Origin of the sequence: Rhodococcus sp. 15-2388-1-1a, from assembly GCF_002259145.1 — a bacterium.
GTDB lineage: Bacteria > Actinomycetota > Actinomycetes > Mycobacteriales > Mycobacteriaceae > Rhodococcoides.
This window is the reverse complement of the sequence record NZ_NPFP01000054.1, coordinates 51,321-70,281: the sequence shown is the minus strand read 5'-3', so window position 1 is coordinate 70,281 and position 18,961 is coordinate 51,321. Positions and strand designations below refer to the sequence as shown.

Sequence of the window (18,961 nt, the reverse complement as noted above, 5' to 3'; positions counted from 1 at the left end):
CTCGTCGAGGGGTTTGCTGTCCATATGTTTTCCAAGGTATTGGTCGCCAACCGTGGCGAGATCGCAATTCGAGCATTCCGTGCTGCCTACGAGCTCGGAGCGGGCACCGTTGCGGTGTTCCCGTTCGAGGACCGAAATTCGGTGCACCGCACCAAAGCCGATGAGGCGTACGAGATCGGCGAGCCCGGACATCCGGTGCGCAATTATCTGTCGGTGACGAAGATCGTCGATGCTGCGGTCCGCGCCGGCGCAGATGCGATCTATCCGGGGTACGGGTTCTTGTCGGAGAACCCGGATCTGGCGGCGGCGTGCGTGGAGGCTGGAATCACCTTCGTCGGCCCGTCTGCCGATGTGTTGGAGCTGACGGGGAACAAGGCTCGTGCCATAGCAGCGGCGAAGGCCGCGGGTCTGCCCGTGCTCTCGTCCTCTGAACCGTCTTCGGACGTCGACGAGTTGATGGCGGCAGCCGAGACCATGACCTTTCCGGTGTTCGTCAAAGCGGTCGCGGGCGGTGGCGGCCGCGGCATGCGTCGGGTGGTAGAGATCGCAGGTCTGCGCGACGCGATCGAAGCTGCTGCGCGAGAGGCTGAGTCGGCGTTCGGCGATGCGACGGTATTCCTCGAGCAAGCAGTGATCGAGCCCCGGCACATCGAAGTACAGATCCTTGCAGACACCTACGGCAACGTCATCCATCTCTTCGAGCGAGACTGCTCGGTGCAGCGTCGCCACCAGAAGGTGGTCGAGATTGCACCGGCCCCCAACATCACCGAGGCGTTGCGGTCTCGGTTGTGCGAAGACGCGGTCGCCTTCGCGAAGAAGATCGGTTATTCGTGCGCTGGGACCGTGGAGTTCTTGGTCGATCGCGACGGACACCATGTGTTCATCGAGATGAATCCGCGTATTCAGGTCGAGCACACTGTCACCGAGGAGATCACCGATATCGATCTGGTGCAGTCGCAGTTGCGGATCGCGTCGGGTGAGTCGTTGGCGGATCTGGGGCTTCGACAGGAGGACATCACGATTCGTGGGGCGGCGTTGCAGTGTCGTATCACCACGGAGGATCCGGCGAACGGGTTCCGCCCCGATACCGGGCGGATCACCGCGTACCGGACGCCTGGTGGGGCCGGTGTGCGTCTGGACGGTGGCACCACCACCGGTGCGGAGGTCTCCGCCTATTTCGATTCGATGCTGGTCAAACTCACCTGCCGTGGCCGCACCTTCGATGACGCGGTCGCCCGCGCGCGGCGGGGAATCGCAGAGTTCCGCATTCGTGGCGTGGCCACGAACATCCCGTTCCTGCAGAGCGTTCTGGCAGATCCCGACTTCCGAGCCGGACACATCACGACCTCGTTCATCGAGGAGCGGCCCGGTCTGCTGACGTCGTTCGCCTCCGGTGACAGAGGTACAAAGATTCTCAGCTACCTCGCGGACATCACGGTGAACATGCCGCACGGCCGTCGCCCGACAGTGGTCTACGCGAGAGACAAACTGCCGGGACTGGACATGACGGTTCCCCCGCAGGACGGTAGTCGTCAACGTCTCCAGAAGCTGGGTCCCGAAGGCTTCGCTCGCGCACTGCGTGAGCAGAAAGCGCTTGCGGTCACCGACACGACGTTCCGAGACGCGCATCAGTCGTTGTTGGCGACGCGTGTACGGACGACTGGTTTGATGGCGGTAGCTCCCTACGTGGCGAGAGCGACACCGGAGCTGCTCTCGATCGAAGCATGGGGCGGCGCGACATACGATGTGGCGCTGCGGTTCCTGCACGAAGATCCGTGGGAGCGGCTGGCTTCCCTTCGCGTGGGCGTGCCCAACATCTGTCTCCAGATGTTGCTGCGAGGTCGCAACACTGTGGGGTACACCCCGTATCCGCAGAAGGTGACGTCCGCGTTCGTGGCGGAGGCCGCGCAGACCGGCGTCGACATCTTCCGTATCTTCGACGCGCTCAACAACGTCGACCAGATGCGACCGGCCATCGACGCCGTGCACGAAACTGGTTCTGCCGTAGCGGAAGTGGCGCTGAGTTACACCGGTGACCTGTCGAACCCTGGAGAGGACCTCTACACCCTCGACTACTATCTGAGGCTTGCCGAGCAGATCGTCGACGCCGGCGCGCACGTGTTGGCGATCAAGGACATGGCGGGTCTGTTGCGGGCACCGGCGGCGACCACTTTGGTGAGCGCGCTGCGCAAGAACTTCGACCTTCCGGTGCACTTGCACACTCACGACACACCCGGTGGGCAGCTGGCGACGTACCTCGCTGCATGGACGGCCGGGGCGGACGCCGTCGACGGTGCGTCCTCTCCGATGGCGGGCACGACGTCTCAGCCGGCGTTGTCGGCCATCGTGGCGGCTGCGGCGAACACCGAACGCGATACCGGTTTGAGCCTGCAGAGCGTGTGCGATCTAGAGCCGTACTGGGAGGCTCTGCGAAAGGTGTACGCGCCGTTCGAGTCCGGGCTGCCCTCGCCGACCGGGCGGGTGTACCGGCACGAAATTCCTGGCGGCCAGCTGTCGAACCTGCGCCAGCAAGCCATCGCGCTCGGACTCGGAGATCGATTCGAGCTGGTGGAGCGGGCCTACGCCGACGCGGATCGGCTGCTGGGTCGACTGATCAAGGTGACACCGAGTTCGAAGGTGGTCGGTGATCTCGCACTGCACCTGGTGGGTGCGCAGGTGAGCGTGGACGACTTCGCAGCGGACCCAGGAAAGTACGACATCCCCGATTCGGTGATCGGCTTTCTGCGCGGCGACCTCGGGACACCGGCCGGTGGATGGCCGGAGCCGTTCCGAGAACGGGCGCTCGCCGGACGAACCGGGGCACGCCCTGACGCACCCCTGACACCCGACGACGAGACAGCCCTCGACACAGCCGGACCGGTCCGTCGAGAAGCGTTGAACCGGTTGCTGTTCCCCGGCCCCGCCAAGGAACTGGCCGAACACCGCGAGAAGTACGGCGACACCTCGTCGTTGTCGGCAAACCAGTTCTTCTACGGTCTACGACAGGGTGACGAGCACCGGGTGAAGCTCGAAAAGGGTGTGGAGCTGCTGATCGGGCTCGAGGCCATTTCGGAGCCCGACGACGCCGGAATGCGGACGGTGATGTGCATCCTCAACGGGCAGTTGCGCCCGGTGTCGGTGCGCGACCGGTCGATTGCGGCGGATGCCCCGGCGTCGGAGAAAGCGGACCGAAACGATCCGTCTCACGTGGCGGTACCGTTCGCTGGAGTCGTGACGATGGTTGCGGCGGAGGGGGATTCGGTCTCGGTCGGGGACACGTTGGCCACCATCGAGGCCATGAAGATGGAAGCCACAATAAGCGCACCACGCGGCGGACGGATCACCCGCCTCGCGATCACCGGTGTCGCGCAGGTCGAAGGTGGAGACCTCATCGCCGTCATCAGTGTCGGGGATCCGACCGATCCGTCGTAAGTGGGACAGTCCGAGACCGCGAAGCAGGTGCGGCCGGTAGCGCGCGCTACCGGCCGCACCTGCTTCGTGCCGTGGTCTAGAGCATGCTCTCGATTGTGATGGGAAGATCGTTCACCCTGCGCCCCGTCGCGTTGTACACAGCGTTGGCAATTGCTGCGGGAACTCCCACCATGACAACTTCACCCAGGCCTTTGACACCGATCGGATCTGCAATGTCGTCGCGGGCGTCGAGATACGCAGCGTCCAGAACGGGGACGTCGGCGTTGACCGGCACGAGGTAGTCGGAAAGGTTCGCGTTGACCAGACGTCCGTCGCGGTAGTCGACTTCTGCGGACTCGAGCAGAGCCATGCCGATGCCTTGTGTCATTCCGCCGAGGGCTTGGCTGTGCGCCATCCTTGGGTTGATGATTCGGCCGGCGTCGTACACGGCGTACATTCGCCGCACCCGCACGGTTCCTAGCAGCTCGTCCACGGCCACCTCGGCGAACACGGCTCCATATGCATGCATGGAGAACCGGGCACTTACGTCCTCGGGAGTGTAGGTCTCGGACGCTTCGATGCTCGGTTCGCCGCGGCGGCGCAACATGTCCCGATAGGTCTCTGCTCGGCCCGAGTCGCCACGTACCTGCATCTGCCCGTCGACGATGTCGATCTCGTCCGGCCGAGCCCCGTTCAGGGGGGATGCGGGATCGAGTACGGCGGTTCTGATGATGCGATCACGCAACATGTTCGCGGTGATCTCGATGCTCGAACCGATGCTGGCCATTCCCTGTGACCCGTATTGAGTTGCGGCCTGCGGATAGTTGCTGTCGCCGAGGGAGAATGTGACCCTGTCGAGTGGCAAACCCAGCGCGTCGGCAGCCAGCTGAGTCATCGCAGTGTAGGTACCTGGCCCGATATCACTTGCGGCGGCGAAGATCTCGGCTCTGCCATCGGAGTTGATCCGAGCCATCGCCGAGGACGGTGAGCGAAGTGTGTGGTAGAGCGCCGAAGCGGTACCCATGCCGATGAGCTGGTCGCCGTCACGTACGGCGCCGGGGGTCGCGTTGCGTCGAGACCACCCGAACGCATCGGCACCTCGGCGGAAGCACTCGGTAAGTCTGCGCGTGGAGAACGGGGTGCCATTGGTCTGGTCGACGGTAGGCTCGTTCCTGAACCGAATCTCCATCGGATCGAGCCGAAGCTGCTCTGCGACCTCGTCGATGGCGCACTCGAGGGCGAACGCGCCGGTGACGGCTCCCGGTCCTCGCATGTATGTCGACTCGCTGGTATCGAGGGGAACGACGGTGGCGGCCGACCGGTATGCCGGCGACGTGTACATCAGTCTCGTCCCCTCCGTGGGGGAGTCCTCGTAGCCTCCGTAACGGGACACCTCGACTTCGCTCTCGTGCACGGTGGCGAGAAATCTCCCGTCACGATCGGCACCGAGGGCCAGACGCTGACGGCTCGCGGGGCGATACCCGATTGCGGCGTACATCTGGGGTCGCGTCAGTGACAGCTTCACAGGACGACGCAGCTGGCGCGAGATCTCTGCTGCGAGGAACTGATGCGGCCAGGTTTCGCCGGCGCTTCCGAACGCGCCACCTACGAAGGGGGATATGACGCGAATGTTCTCGGCAGGAATCCCGAGAGCGCCGCTGTATGCGGCCCTGCTGTAGTGAATTCCTTGCACCTTGTCCCACACCGTCAGACGGTCGCCGTCCCACGACGCGATAGTCGCGGGGATCTCCATCGGGTTGTGATAATTGCGTGCAATGGAGTACTCGCGGTCGACGACGACAGGTGCGGTGCGGAGTGCTGTGTCGGCGTCTCCGCGGGCGTACGGGGCACCCATTCTGCTGGGTTCGCGGCCCATTTCTGCTGCGTCGTCGAGATTGGTGCTCTGCGGTTCCTCGTTGTACCGAATGGACACCAGAGCCGCACCGTGCGTCGCGGCCTCGAAAGTATTCGCGACGACAACCGCAAGCGGTTGGCCGAAGAAGTTGACCCGCGAGATGTCGTAGGGGAGTTCGATACCAGGGAAGTGTGTGATCACATTGACCACGTCGGGATGATCTCTGGCGGCGTCGGTATCGATCGATGCGACGGTTGCCCGAGAAACCCTGCTGCACACAAGGACTGCGTGCAGGTGGTCCGGTACTGGGTTGTCGGCAGCGTAAAGCGCAGCTCCGGTGACCTTGAGGCGTCCGTCGACGCGGGTGAGGGGTTGACCGGTCAGTACGCCGCTCAGTGGGGTGGTCACGACAGGGCCGCCATTCTGGAGAGCTGACGTCGGACGGTGCGTTGGAGCAATATCACCTTGAATCCGTTCTCGGACAGGGGTTGCGCGCCTTCCGCCGCAGCGTCTGCTGCGGTGGTCCACAACTCGGGGCTCGGCCTCTGGCCGACGAGTCGTTCCTCGACGCCGGTCAGGCGCCACGGGACCGTGCCGACTCCGCCGGCAGCGACCCTCGCCGACCGGACGGTACCGCCGCTGATGTCGAGCGCGACGGCAGCCGAACACAGCGCGAACTCGTAGGACGAGCGGTCACGGACCTTGAGGTACCCGGATCTTCTTGTGTCAGGGCGGACCGGGATCTCGACGGCGGTGATGAGTGCTCCGGGTGCGAGGTTGTTCTCGCGGTCAGGTGTGTCTGCGGGCAACCTGAAGAAGTCTGCGATCGGGATTGTCCGCTCTCCGTCTCGGTCTCGGGTGACTATCGTGGCGTCCAGTGCGGTCAGCGCGACGGCAAGATCGGATGGGTGTGTTGCCACGCACTCCGTGCTGGTTCCTAAGATCGCCAATGTGCGGTTGCGGCCATCGATTGCTGCGCAACCGGATCCAGGCTCGCGACGATTGCAGTTGGCATTGACGTCGCGAAAGTACAGGCAACGTGGCCGCTGCAGCAGATTTCCGCCGATGGAAGCCATATTGCGTAGCTGCGCCGAGGCGCTGAGATCTAGTGCCTGGGTGAGCATCGGAAACTGCTCCTGGACTTGTTCATCGGCCGAAACCTCGGACATGCGAGCGAGGGCACCGATGCGCAGGCGGTTCGAGTCGAGTTCTATGTCGCGGTAGGGCAGCGCGTTGATATCGACGACTCGGGTGGGCCGTTCGACGGTCTGACGCATCAGGTCGACGAGGGTGGTCCCTCCGGCAAGATAACGGGCACCGCCGTCGGCTGCGTCCAGCGCTGCTGCCTCATCGGCAGCCGTGTCATATTGAAAAGGAAACATGGTTCACGCACCTCCCTGTTCGGCCACGCGGGAGATGGCGGTGACGATGTTGGTGTATGCACCACATCGACAGATGTTGCCGCTCATGGATTCTCGAATCTCTTCGGGAGAGCCGGCGTGACCTTCACGGATACAGCCGATTCCCGAGAGAATCTGGCCGGAGGTGCAGAATCCGCACTGGAAGCCGTCTTCGTCGATGAATGCTTGCTGTAGCGGATGCAATTGGCCATCGGTCTCGAGACCTTCGATGGTTGTGATGTCGGATCCGTTCGCTTGAACGGCAAGCGTCAGGCAGGACAACACCCGCTGACCGTCCGACAGGACGGTGCAGGCACCACACGCGCCCTGGTCGCAGCCCTTCTTCGTTCCGGTCAGCTCCGTGTGTTCCCGCAACATGTCGAGCAGAGACGTGCGATTGTCAACGGCGAGTTCGCGTTCGGCACCGTTCACCGTCAATCGCACCGGCGACGTTTCGGATGGGGTGACCGGGGCGGCGGGGTCGCTGGAGCAGCCGTTCAACAAGGAAGCGGCCGCGATCGCTCCACCGGCGGCAACCGAGGTGCCGACGAAGGTGCGGCGCGTTATGGTGCGTCGAACATGGGTTGTTGCGGGCGAATCGACGTCGTGCTGTGGGGCCACTGCAGTCTCCTTGGCACTCTTCGAATGTGAGAACACGAATGTGAGCACCATGATTACCAGCGTCTCGCAGAATCGGACAGGCACTGGTTGGGCACGTACTGACAGGGAACCCCTATCCGGGTAAGTCTCATGGCAGGGGCCGTCATCGAGGCGTACCGTCGAACCATCGCCTGGTCGTTCGTGCTCGACACAGCGGCATCAGCGAGTTCGCCATTTTACGTCGCACGCGGTCTCGAATGCCGAGAGCCCAATCGCGCCGCGATCCGGGAAGGGCCCTTGAATGTACGAATTGCTCGACGACATCAGTAGTCTCCTGGAAACCTCTCCCGTCGCGTTGGCACGGGTGGTGGCCACGTCCGGGGCGGGACCGCGCGCAGTCGGAGCCAGCATGGTCGTGACCGCAGACGGGGAACCGTTGGGTTCGTTGTCGGCAGGCTGCGTCGAATCAGTTGTGATTCATACAGCGCTCGAGGTCATCAGAACCGGGACATCCGCGTGCGAGCTGTTCGGCTATTCCGATCCCGACGCAATCGAGGTCGGACTCCCGTGCGGTGGCGAGATCGAAGTGTTCATCGAGCGAATCGACCCCTCGCACAAACAATTGATCGATCGGTTGATTGCGGCTCGTGACCAGGATCGCCGGTTCGCTCTGGTCACGGTGCTCGACGATGAGCCGCGGCGTTTCGTGACGGGCGACCCGGAGGTGCCAGGAGGCAACCGGTCGGCGTGCGCACTCCATACCGGTGCGCTCACCCTGCACGAGTCGGGATCGACCGGCATCGTCGAAGTATCGGGTGACGGTGCCCGCGCGTTCGTCCATACTTTCCTCCCTCCGCCGCGGATGGTCTTGGCCGGCGCGAACGATTTCGTCCGAGCATTGGGTGCATCTGCCACGCTGCTCGGGTACCGGGTGACCGTCGTCGACGCCAGGCCTGTCTTCGCGACCACCGAACGTTTCCCGAACGTGCACGAGGTAGTGGTCGACTGGCCGCACCGATATTTGAAAGCCGAACACGCTGCCGGCAGACTCGACGCTCGCACGGTCGTATGCGTAATGACACACGACAGCAAGTTCGATGTCCCGATGTTGGTGGCGGCATTGGAGCTGGACGAGCTCGCCTTCGTGGGTGCGCTCGGTTCACGGCGGACGCATTTCGAGCGACTAGGACGATTACGGGCTACAGGGCTTTCCGAGCATGTGCTTGCGCGTGTGAACTCACCCCTCGGACTCGACCTCGATGCGCGGTCCCCTGAGGAAACGGCAATCTCGATTCTGGCCCAACTAATAGCTGACCGAAGTGGCGCTTCGGGACAGCGGTTGCGCCAGTTGGACGGACCTATACATCGACAGCACGAGATGGTCAGCGTCGACGCGCGCGTGTCGATGAATGCGGTTGTCTAAGAGGACAATTGCGACCTAACCGGTGGGTGCCGCCTCTTGTCGGCAGGCCACATTCGTTGCCGTGTGGTCTATGCACCATCCGGTGCCGCGTGACGAACGCTGGGGTCGATCACGGCGTCTTCCTCGGGATCTTCGAGATATGACATCACGAACGCAAGCAGCCCCGCTACCCCCGCGCTGCCGAATACGTAAGGGCTCATCAAGGCGAAAGTCTGGGTAACGAATTCCCCGCTGCCGAGGATCAGTCCGGCCGCCTGGCAGAGGACGATGACCAGCCCTCCGACCAAAAAGACAACGGTGCTGAGGCGGAAAAGTGTCGACACGGCCGTGCGGAACATGAAAGATGTCCTATCCATTCAGACGGGGAGAATGCCGAGCGCGATCAGCACACCGATGGCGAGAATTGGAATGCAGTAGTACTTGAGCAGCGGCACAAAGATTTTCGACGGATCGATTCTTGCTATTCCTGCGGCGATGTAGATCGGCGCGCCGGACGGTGGTGACGCTCCCTCGGTTGACGCGAAGACCAGCACCGCGGCGGCCGCAATCGGTACAGGGACGCCGGCACCGGCCAATGCTGCGACAGCCACCGGTCCGACGGTTGCAACGGTGGCCGATGCCGTCAGGGGGATCGCGATGACGACGATGATGATCCCGACAAGGATTGCCATCAGCCACGTCGGAGCGGCCAATGACTCGAGCATCGAGGTCAGCTGCTCGGGCAGCCTCAGCTGGCCGAGAACGGCGGACGCGGAGAACGCCGCGACGAGCGTCGTGCCGATGATTCCGAACTGAGGTGCCGATTCGCCGAGTATTTTCCACCAGCCTTTGCCGTCCCTGGGCAGGTGTCGACGTCCAAGGAAGAGAACGAGCAGAATCATCAGCACGGGGATCCAGGTGATGATGCTGATCGCTCTCGACATCACCAAGTCGGTGTATCGACCGAGTGCGTTCGCGATCGGCCCCTGGGTGAGGAACAAGGGGACGAGAAGCGGAATGAGTAGAAGGCCCGAGGTCCACCCAGCACGAAGACTGCGTCGGGCAGGGATTCGGTCCTCGACAGCGATCGGCTGCAGGCCGTTCTTGCGAATCAGATAGAAATTGAGCACAAGTCGGTAGACGAGACACCACACGCCGGCGATGGCGAGGGGGACGATGATTTCGTCCGCATCCATCATGCCACTGACAGTGGACGATCCGACCAAGATGAACATCGTGGCACTGAATGGAAACGTCAAACCCATACCTGCTGAACCGGCTACGACGGTGGCAGATAACTCTCCGCTGACGCCGGAACGTTTCATCCATGGAACCGTCACCGACCCCACGACTGCGGCCATGGATGCGCCGACGTGGGCGACCGCACCGAAAATCGCTCCGGCCAGCGTCGTGGTATAGATCGGTCCTCCCTTCATTCGCCCGAGGAATGAGTTGAGAATATCGATGAGCCGATCGAGCACCGGTGTCTTCGCCAGAATGAAACTCATGAAGATGAACGCCAGAGCAGCAAAAGTAATTTCGGCCTGAATCGCCTGGACGAAGCCGTTCGCCATATATCTCGGCGCATCTCGGCCGGCGAATGCGCCGACTACGACGAAGCCGACGAGCATTGCCTCGCCGATGTTGCGTTTGAGTAGCGCATTCCACACCACGATCGTGCCGATGAATGCCACGAGCGCCCAGATGGCGATCACAATCGTGCCTCGGTTCTCGTCGAAGTCGACTGCGAAGATGTTTCGTACTTCAGTGAACAACTATTGCTTGCAGCAGGACTGAGGGTTTCCAGTACCACCGTGACGTCCTCGACTGATTCCAAGTTCTTGATCAAGTCCACGACCTCGTCCAGACTGTCGTCCGAATACCTGGTAACGGCGACCGCCGCACAATCGATGAATTTGTCGACCAAATCGACCCAGGAGAGCGGCGCATCGTCGTTTCCTGGTACCCCGGTACCGATCTTCTCGTATCGCCGACCGTCCCGGGTGACGATCTCGACTCGTCCCGGAGGTAACTCGAGAGTCCAGTCCAGGGACGCATCGCTTATCGGGACTATTCTCTGGGCAACGGCCAGGACGGATGTGTCCTTCAACGACTTGCTGGTGAAATGCGAGATCTTGATGGTTCCGTGAACAGCGCCGACCGCGACGAGAAACGGGAGGCTGAACTTTGCGTCGACCAGCGTCGTCGGAGTTCGGCGTGCTTCGAGTGGACGGCACATGAGATCGTGGTAGTCGCCGACGAATACGCGAATCTCGCTGAGGTCATCGGCAATCAGGCGATTTTCTTTCAGTAGTTCGATGGTCGCGTGAATGTGACTGTGGGCGGTACCGACAGCCGGCCACTTCTTGTAGAGAGTTCCGCTGCCGAGGTAATCGGTTCCCAGACCCTCGAGGATCTTTTCGCGGTTGTATACGCCTCTGAAGTATGTTTTCAGGAAACCGTGTTCGCCCTCGAATAGGGTGTCGACGCCCGTGGTGCCTTTCTCCGCCAAAAGAACGGCCGTTACCGCGCCTCTGGCAGAAAAGCCCGCGTACATACCACGCAGGTCGCTTCCGGTTCCAGCCACAACTTCCATGACACCACTCGATTGCATGCTTGCGATGCCCAGTGCATGGGCGATCTGACTGGCGGTAAGGCCGATTACACGGCCCGCTGCTGCGGTGGCGGCGAACACCCCTACCACCGTCGACAGGTTCCAGTCCTTACGCCAACCGACGTTGCACCGAAGTCGGGCGAACAGGTCCTGACCCGCCGCGACCGCCGCGATGAGGTCCTGGCCGGTCACTCCGCCCTTGCGCTCCGCGACTGCGAAAACGGCGGGAACGATGGAACTGGAAGCATGTTGACCCCAAGGGGTCTGATCGTCGTAGTCGAGGCAGTGGGCCAAGGCACCGTTGGCGAACGCTGCCGCGATGGCCGGGACTTTGCCTCCGAAAGCCACGAGGGACGCCTCGGGGGTACCACCACCCTCTTGGACCAGGTCGATAGCTGCGCGTACTGCGGGTTCGACGCCACTGGCGGCGAGGACTACCCCGAGAGTGTCCAAGACGCTTTTCTTGGCGGCGTCGATCGCCTCCGGCGACAGTGTCTCGAACGTCGTATTGGCCGCTGCGTAGGCCAGGTGATGTACCAGATCGTCGGTTTCGGTCGGCATATAAAACCCCTATCGCGATTACCTCGAATGACATCGTCCGCTTCTGGACACGCGTTGTCGCTTGGGTCACAGTTCGAGTCGATCTATTAAGGGGTTACGCAGCCTCAAATGTCCAATACGTTTTACCAAACGCGGTTATCGATTACGCCGATGCTCGGATTTGCAAAGAATCTCGGTGATGCTCAGTTCGGCACTTCTCCGGCATACTTCTGGGCTTCGTCCATCAGCACTCGTGCCGGGGGAGTCATGTGTGTCAGTCGGCACACGGCGGCGATGTGCAGGTACGACTCCGGGACGATGCGGCGAACTTTGGCACCTGCCTGCTCCGCCGACGCCGCCCAGGCAGAGGGAGTGACTGCGTGGCCGAAGCCGCTGAGCACCATGGGGAGGATGGACGTGCGATGCGCGACCTCAGCGGCGATTGTGGCAGGGATCCCGCTGGCGAGAATGTCGTCCACCAGCGATCGCATCAATGACCCCTGCTGAGAAGCGATCAACCTCAGCCCGGCCAGCTCCGACCGCTGGATCTCAGGCCGGTCGGGTAGATCCGCGTCGGGGCTCGACAGCAGTAAAAGAGGCTGGCTCTTGAACGTCACCACCCGCAGGTCCGGTGCCTGAACGGCCTTGGGTGAGCCGAGAATACCGATCTCGCTGACGCCGGTGCGAACCGCTCGGAGGACCTCTTCAGGGGTGAATGCGGCTTGGGCATTCACGGTTACGGCCGGAAACATACGACCGAACGCGGTGAGGATAGTGGTGAGGGGCTCAATTCCGGGTGATGGCATCGTGATCAGGTCGAGGCGTCCGCCCCGAAGTCCTTTCAAGCCATGCACAGCTGCTTCCGCGTCGTCCAGATCGCGCAACACCACTCGAGCCGGCCCTACCAAGGTTTCGCCGGCGTCGCTCAGTACGAGTCGCCGACCGATGCGATGGAACAACGGCACTCCCAGTTCGCGCTCCAGTCCGGCGATGGCCTGAGAGAGAGTGGGTTGGGCGATGAGCAACACTTCGGACGCGCGATTGATGCTTCCTTCATCGACGATGGCCAGGAAATACTTCAGCTTTCGTGCATCCACTCGAACCTGCCTCCTTGTTGTGCGGGTCGTGAGTTCGATGCAGTCTAGCTGCGGTCGAACCCTTCCCATTGGTCGAGCCTATGAGCGGCATCGAAACTTGGTATTGGACGGGGGGTAGCTTGCGCCGTCTTAATTAGTGGGATTAAGCGTGATCTGTCTGACATCGGAGGTAGTAGTGGGCTCGCAGTCGACCACGTATCGGATCGCGTCGATCCCCGCCGACGGTGTCGGCTCAGAAGTGGTGGACGCGGGCAGAACCGTGCTGGACGCCGTGGCTGGGCAATCCGGCGGTGCGTTCGCCTTCGACTGGGACGAGTTTCCCTGGGGTAGCGAATATTACGCGAGGACAGGCAAAATGATGGCCGACGACGGGCTCGAGATATTGAGAACCTACGACGCCATTTATTTCGGTGCCGTGGGGTGGGGGAACGTCCCGGACCACATCAGTTTGTGGGGTCTGCGCCTGAACATCACACAGAACTTCGATCAGTGGGCGAATGTGCGACCGGTGAAGTTTCTGCCCGGAGTGCAATCCCCGTTACGCAAGGCTGACGACACAGAACTCGACTGGGTCGTTGTCAGGGAGAACAGTGAGGGCGAATACGCGGGCCTCGGTGGACGCAACCTTGGCGGGCGCGGTCCTGGTAACGAGGTGGCACTGCAGACGTCACTGTTCACCGACAAGGGCTGCGAGCGGATCATACGTTTCGCATTCGATCTGGCGCGGACTCGCACTGTCGCAAAAGTCTCGTCTGTCACCAAGTCCAACGCCCAGCAGTACGGCATGGTGCTGTGGGACGAGGTCTTCCGTCGAGTTGCAGTGGACTATCCCGATGTTGCCACGGAGAGCGTTCTGGTCGACGCGATGAGCGCGAAGTTCATCCTCCACCCTGAGGAACTGTCCGTCGTCGTCGCGTCGAACCTCAACGCCGACATTCTCTCCGACCTTGGATCCGCACTCGCCGGCAGCCTCGGCATCGCAGCGAGCGCCAACCTCAACCCCGAGCGCCGCTACCCCAGCATGTTCGAACCCGTCCACGGATCGGCACCCGACATTGCAGGCAAAGGCATCAGCAACCCTATCGGCGCGATTGCCAGTGCAGCCCTCATGCTCGATCACTTCGGACGTCACGCCGAGGCCAGACAGGTCGAAGCCGCCATCGAAGCCACCACCGCTGGGGGAGTTCTCACTCGCGACATCGGCGGCACAGCAGACACCAAGGCCGTCACCGATGCCATCGTGAGCGCGCTACGGACCGCACTCACCCCATTGTGACCCGGTGCATCAGACCCCGGTCGGCTCGATATGACCCTTGTCGAGCCGACCGGTTCCAACGAAGTTCCACCCGAGCGTCCGCGTAGTTTGGGCCGAGCGGCACACCAGATGTGAAATCCTTGTACGCGAATCATTTTCGGCTCGTGGACGCACAGCCCGCGTCCGAATTCAAGAACCGTCAAGTCGGTTGACGCTCCACCGACCGATGCGGTGTCGTCGATAATTTTCGAGAGGATGCAAGTGAGTACGGATCTGCAGAATTTGGTACTTTTGGACAGTGCGCAGAGTTTCCTGGCGAGGGAGGTGCACCACCCCTTCGTCGACGGGCGCGGTGTTCCGGTTGATTCCGGTGAGACTCTGACGACCGTCAATCCGTCTACGGGTGAGGTTCTCGCCCGGATCGGTGCAGGCGGCGAGTCCGACATCGACCGGGCGGTGGTCGCGGCCCGCCGCGCCTTCCACGGTCAGTGGAGCACCTGGTCTCCCTACGAACGTCAAGCTCTATTGACACGTATCGCGCACATCATGGACGACCGTTTCGACGAACTGATCCAGATCGAAGCACTGGACATGGGTGCCCCGGTCACGAGGTTGCGCAACTCCAAGGCGGCCTTGATGAAGATGTTGTCGTTCTTCTCGACGCAAGCGGCGAACATCTCGGGTGAGACATTGATGAATGGCATCCCTGGCGACATCGCCACGATGACGTTGAAAGCTCCGGTGGGTGTCATCGGGGGGATCATCCCGTGGAACGGCCCGTTGGGCGGCCAGTTCTGGATCATCGGTGCGGTCTTGGCCAGTGGCTGTACCACCGTACTCAAGCCCTCCGAGGACGCGTCGCTGTCCGTTCTGAGAACGGCAGAGATACTGCACGAGGCCGGCGTTCCCGCCGGCGTCGTCAACGTGGTCACTGGCTTGGGCAAAGATGCGGGCAACGCGCTGGCCAGTCATCCGGACGTCGACCGGATTGCTTTCACCGGATCGACGCAGACCGGCCGCAGCATCATCAAGGCCTCGACTGTCAACATCAAGGGCTTACAGCTCGAGCTCGGTGGCAAATCCGCCGACATCGTTTGCGCCGATGCAGATTTGGACAAGGCGGTACCAGGAGCAGCCATGGGTGTGTTTGCCAACTCCGGTCAGATCTGCTTCGCCGGAACGCGTGTGTTGGTTCAGCGGTCCATCGTCGATCAATTCACCGAGCGACTCCTGAAGTACATGGACGAGATCCGGGTCGGACACAGCCTCGACGACGCGGCCACCCTGGGTCCGATCATCTCGCAGCCCCAGTTGGACAAGGTCATGGCCTACACCGACATCGGCCGTGAGGAAGGAGCCGAACTGCTCCGTGGCGGCGAGCGGTTGGGCGGCGATCTCGGCAGCGGCTATTTCATGGCACCGACCGTGTTCGGCGGTGTGTCGAACGATATGCGTATCGCCCGCGAGGAGATCTTCGGACCGGTGCTCTCGATTCTTCCCTTCGACGACGTGGACGAGGCTATTCACATTGCCAACGACAGCGACTACGGACTCGGCGGTGCAGTGTGGTCGCAAGGTCTGTCGACCGCCATGAGGGTGGTCCGTGGAGTGCACACGGGCACGATGTGGGTGAACTGCTATGGATACATCGATCCCATGGTCGGCTTCGGAGGCACCAAGTTGAGCGGATACGGAGCCAAGGGCAACGCTGCCCACATGGACAACTACCTCTACACCAAATGCGTGTACATGGAGCTGTGACGACTCGCTGACCCCGAAAAGTGGGCCCTTCTTCGATTGTGTTGCCTTACTGGGCAATCAACGGAAGGGGCCCACTTTCTTGTCTCAACCTCGCGACGTCGCCGCTCGACGGTAAGCGAGCAACCCCGCGAGAACGACTGCGGCGCACACCATGATGAACATGCCCGTCCGGTGCAGGCCGTCGTCGTCGACGACCGGACCTGCGGTGATCTGCAAGACGACCACCGCAAGATTTGCTCCGACGAAGGCGATCGTCCGGTACATCCCGATAGCGGTGCCGACATCGTCGACCGAGGTCGTCGCATTGATGAGGCTTTGATTGCCGATGTTGTGGAAGCCGTTGGGGATTCCGAGTACGGCAGCGACCAGAAGCAGAACGTAGATCGGGGCGGTGCTGGACTCGACGGTGGCAATCAGGGTGCCGCCGACGAGCATCATGACCGTGCCGGCGAGAAGGGTGCGTCGCGCGCCGAACCGGCCGTACACGCGGGCTCCGATGACCGTCGACAGGACGGTGACGCCGGCGACCGGCAGCATGGTCAGACCGGTCTCGATGGGTGTCATTCCCCGAGAAGCCTGCAGCCACTGTGGAATGCCGAAGAACACGCAGTAGAAGCACGTGTAGGTGATGAGTGCACCGCACAGAGTCGCAGCCAGCGCACGGTTCTGGACGAGAGCGCGAACGTCGAAGAACGGTTGGTCCGTGCGACGTTCCCACACCACGAACAGCACGAACGCGACCGAAGAGACGGGGAGTATCCACCATCGGACGGTGTCTCCGATCGACACCAGAAAGACCATCAAGGATGCCACTGCGGTGACGAAGAACGCGATACCGATTCCGTCCATGGCTCCGAGAGCTTCTCGCACGGACACCGTGGACCGACCTTCGTTTCCAACGTCGACCGACAACACTGCGATTGCGCTGATGGCCACGACGGGAAGGTTCACCCACAGGATCGACTGCCAGCCGAACGTTCCGACCAGAAGACCGCCGACGGTAGGTCCGAGCGCAGCAACGGACTGGCCGCACATCACGATGGTGGTGAGCGCAGTGCGAGTTTGCTGCCCGTGGAGTTCTCCGTATGCGCGCACCATGGTCATGGCGTTGGGCATATGCGCCGAGATCCCGATTCCGAGAACAACGTACGACGCGATCAACGTCCCGATGTTCGGTGCGAAGGCCCCGCAGACGGAACCCAGTGCCACGAAAGCCAGACCTGCCAGAAACACTCGACGCGCGCCGAGCATCGATCCCAAGCGACCCGCCATGGGCGCGCAGACGGCGGTTGTGATGTACATGGCCGAGATGACCCACGAGACGTTGGCGCTCGGGCCGAACTGAGCTGCGATTCCGACAATGGCCACAGCGATCATGGACGAGTTGAGCGGTTGAAGCACGGTTCCGGTGGCAGCGGCTCCTCGGACGCTGAATGGAATTGATGTTCGCGTCGGCTCCGTGTCGGTACTCCGCGTCATTCGCGCACCGCTCGATCGTCGACGCTGTCGCCGACGACGGGTGCGCTCGACAGGCGACGCAGCAGGGCACCGGCAGCGAAGAGCACGTCACGTTCCACCGCACTGCAATGCGTGTCCAGTGCGTTCGCCAGCCACTCGTCGCGCTTGCGGCGGTCGGCTCCGAGCTTGGCCTTTCCCTCCTGCGTGATCGAAATAATCTGCGCGCGACCGTCATCGGGGTCTTGGATGCGTGTAACCAGTCCGCGCTCTTCCAGGAGTGTTACCGTCCGAGCCACGGTCTGCGGTGTCACCCGCTCCACATTTGCCAGTTCACGGGCGCTCATTGCGCCGATGCGGTCGAGATTCCCAAGGGTCTGAAGCTGGGTGGGCGTCAGTAGGTGGCCAGCAACGTTCGCTCGAATAGCGCGGTTGAACAGCACGATGTCTTCTCGGAGTCCATCGACCCGATCGTCCACGTGACCCTCCTTATTGATAGCCAGCATTGCTTATCAATATACGCCCATAAACGTGTTTCCGGGGGTAAGATGGCGGATAAGTAGCCAGCATCACTGGCTAATATCCGGTCGGTCGGGCGTGAGTGCGGCGTGACGCATCATGGTGGGCCGGAGCATTAGGATGAGTGGTACGCGGCGAACGACGGAAGAAATGGGTCGGACTCGAACGATGGCACGGTCTCATGCATCGAATGGCCTCGATGAGGTGGTGGAAAGCCCGGACGCGGCCGGCAGCCTGGAGAAGATGCTCCACATTCTGGAACTGTTCAGCGAAGCCCAGCCGATGTGGTCCACTGCCGCGATCCTCGAATACCTCGATACGTCTCGATCGACGGGGTATCGGTACATCAAGACGTTGAACGATGCCGGGTTGATCGCCGCGGTGCGTAACGGGCAATACACTCTCGGTCCCCGCATCATCGAGATGGATCGTCAGATTCGCGAGACCGATCCACTTCTACTGGCCAGCCGCGGTGTGCTGGAGGATCTTGTCGACAACATCGGTCACTCCGCGTTGTTGTGTCGACCATTCGGCGACTCGGTCCTCTGTGTCGGTGAGTACCGCGCTCCGCTCAGTCCGGCCAACCGTTTTTCTCGCGGTGAACGGCGTCCGTTGTTTCATGGAGCGGTGTCCAAAATAATCCTGGCGTACCTTCCACATCACCGGCTGAAGGCGTTGTACCCGCGTCAACGTGAGCAGATCCAGCAGGCGGGTCTGGGAGATTCGTGGAGCGCTTTCCGTACGACTTTGGGAGCATTCAAGAAAGACGGTTTCGTCGTCACGGTGGGGGAGTTCAACCCTGGCGTCTGCGGAGTCGCGGCACCTGTTCTCACCGGACAGAAGACGGCACTGGGAAGTGTTGGGGTGGCGTGGGATGTGAACGAGCGGCGCGATGTCGACGTGCAGCGGGCAGTGACGGCCGTGAAGCTCGCAGCGTCGAAGATTTCGGACGGAGTGGCCGACATCCAACGTCGCGCCGACGCTGCCGACGTTGCGGGACCGGTCTCGAGTTCCTTGTGATCGAATCTCCCAAGCAGACAAGGCAAATCGCC

At 62.0% G+C, this 18,961-nt stretch carries 14 protein-coding genes; 5 read left to right on the top strand and 9 right to left on the bottom strand.

Annotation, left to right across the window (positions count from 1 at the left end; all coding sequences use genetic code 11):
* Positions 1–24: 24 nt before the first annotated feature.
* Positions 25–3,432 (top strand): pyruvate carboxylase, encoded by a 3,408-nt coding sequence (locus tag CH302_RS29145; protein WP_037189102.1) that lies wholly within the window; start codon positions 25–27, stop codon positions 3,430–3,432.
* A 76-nt stretch (positions 3,433–3,508) separates the two neighbouring features.
* Here the strand turns inward: CH302_RS29145 and CH302_RS29140 are convergent, their stop codons facing one another.
* From CH302_RS29140 to CH302_RS29130, 3 genes are read right to left on the bottom strand one after another with little or no spacing between them, the layout of a single operon-like run.
* Positions 3,509–5,674, bottom strand: a complete 2,166-nt coding sequence (locus CH302_RS29140; RefSeq protein ID WP_037189103.1) for a xanthine dehydrogenase family protein molybdopterin-binding subunit — start codon at positions 5,672–5,674, stop codon at positions 3,509–3,511.
* Positions 5,671–6,648: an FAD binding domain-containing protein gene (locus tag CH302_RS29135; protein WP_037189104.1), complete on the bottom strand. Its 978-nt coding sequence runs from the start codon at positions 6,646–6,648 to the stop codon at positions 5,671–5,673. The genes CH302_RS29140 and CH302_RS29135 overlap by 4 nt, the downstream gene beginning before the upstream one ends.
* A gap of 3 nt (positions 6,649–6,651) precedes the next feature.
* A complete protein-coding gene (locus tag CH302_RS29130) occupies positions 6,652–7,287 on the bottom strand; it encodes a (2Fe-2S)-binding protein (protein WP_230596196.1) in 636 nt (211 codons plus the stop codon).
* Between the two features lie 280 nt (positions 7,288–7,567).
* On the opposite strand from CH302_RS29130, the gene CH302_RS29125 reads away from it, so the two are divergent.
* On the top strand, positions 7,568–8,689 hold the full coding sequence (locus CH302_RS29125) for an XdhC family protein (protein ID WP_052047454.1): 1,122 nt from the start codon (positions 7,568–7,570) through the stop codon (positions 8,687–8,689).
* A gap of 68 nt (positions 8,690–8,757) precedes the next feature.
* Here the strand turns inward: CH302_RS29125 and CH302_RS29120 are convergent, their stop codons facing one another.
* From CH302_RS29120 to CH302_RS29105, 4 genes are all read right to left on the bottom strand, one after another.
* Positions 8,758–9,027: a hypothetical protein gene (locus CH302_RS29120; protein WP_037189173.1), complete on the bottom strand. Its 270-nt coding sequence runs from the start codon at positions 9,025–9,027 to the stop codon at positions 8,758–8,760.
* A gap of 18 nt (positions 9,028–9,045) precedes the next feature.
* Entirely contained in the window at positions 9,046–10,383 is a 1,338-nt protein-coding gene (locus CH302_RS29115; RefSeq protein ID WP_037189105.1) for a TRAP transporter large permease subunit, read from the bottom strand.
* Complete coding sequence (locus tag CH302_RS29110) at positions 10,380–11,843, bottom strand: MmgE/PrpD family protein (protein ID WP_052047455.1); 1,464 nt, start codon at positions 11,841–11,843, stop codon at positions 10,380–10,382. The genes CH302_RS29115 and CH302_RS29110 overlap by 4 nt, the downstream gene beginning before the upstream one ends.
* Before the next feature lie 182 nt (positions 11,844–12,025).
* Complete coding sequence (locus tag CH302_RS29105) at positions 12,026–12,919, bottom strand: LysR family transcriptional regulator (RefSeq protein ID WP_037189106.1); 894 nt, start codon at positions 12,917–12,919, stop codon at positions 12,026–12,028.
* 157 nt (positions 12,920–13,076) lie between these two features.
* Between CH302_RS29105 and CH302_RS29100 the strand changes: the two genes are divergently transcribed.
* Positions 13,077–14,195, top strand: a complete 1,119-nt coding sequence (locus CH302_RS29100; RefSeq protein WP_371828424.1) for a tartrate dehydrogenase — start codon at positions 13,077–13,079, stop codon at positions 14,193–14,195.
* Positions 14,196–14,435: 240 nt separating this feature from the next.
* Entirely contained in the window at positions 14,436–15,935 is a 1,500-nt protein-coding gene (locus CH302_RS29095) for an aldehyde dehydrogenase family protein (RefSeq protein ID WP_094650314.1), read from the top strand.
* Positions 15,936–16,019: 84 nt separating this feature from the next.
* On the opposite strand, the gene CH302_RS29090 is transcribed toward CH302_RS29095, so the two are convergent.
* Both CH302_RS29090 and CH302_RS29085 read right to left on the bottom strand, forming a co-directional pair.
* Positions 16,020–17,414, bottom strand: coding sequence for an MFS transporter (locus tag CH302_RS29090; RefSeq protein ID WP_037189108.1), 1,395 nt, complete (start codon positions 17,412–17,414; stop codon positions 16,020–16,022).
* Positions 17,411–17,869, bottom strand: coding sequence for a MarR family winged helix-turn-helix transcriptional regulator (locus CH302_RS29085; RefSeq protein ID WP_052047456.1), 459 nt, complete (start codon positions 17,867–17,869; stop codon positions 17,411–17,413). Before CH302_RS29085 ends, CH302_RS29090 begins: the two co-directional genes overlap by 4 nt.
* 208 nt (positions 17,870–18,077) lie before the next feature.
* Between CH302_RS29085 and CH302_RS29080 the strand changes: the two genes are divergently transcribed.
* Positions 18,078–18,929 carry an IclR family transcriptional regulator gene (locus tag CH302_RS29080; RefSeq protein WP_176460810.1) on the top strand — a complete coding sequence of 284 codons (852 nt, stop codon included), beginning with the start codon at positions 18,078–18,080 and terminating at the stop codon, positions 18,927–18,929.
* The last annotated feature ends 32 nt before the right edge of the window (positions 18,930–18,961 follow it).

Bases quoted from the DNA above. Each gene is read 5' to 3' on its own strand.
- CH302_RS29110 (WP_052047455.1), bottom strand. From the start codon at position 11,843: ATGCCGACCGAAACCGACGATCTGGTACATCACCTGGCCTACGCAGCG.
- CH302_RS29145 (WP_037189102.1), top strand. From the start codon at position 25: ATGTTTTCCAAGGTATTGGTCGCCAACCGTGGCGAGATCGCAATTCGA.
- CH302_RS29125 (WP_052047454.1), top strand. From the start codon at position 7,568: ATGTACGAATTGCTCGACGACATCAGTAGTCTCCTGGAAACCTCTCCC.
- CH302_RS29090 (WP_037189108.1), bottom strand. From the start codon at position 17,414: ATGACGCGGAGTACCGACACGGAGCCGACGCGAACATCAATTCCATTC.
- CH302_RS29120 (WP_037189173.1), bottom strand. From the start codon at position 9,027: ATGTTCCGCACGGCCGTGTCGACACTTTTCCGCCTCAGCACCGTTGTC.
- CH302_RS29135 (WP_037189104.1), bottom strand. From the start codon at position 6,648: ATGTTTCCTTTTCAATATGACACGGCTGCCGATGAGGCAGCAGCGCTG.
- CH302_RS29080 (WP_176460810.1), top strand. From the start codon at position 18,078: ATGGCACGGTCTCATGCATCGAATGGCCTCGATGAGGTGGTGGAAAGC.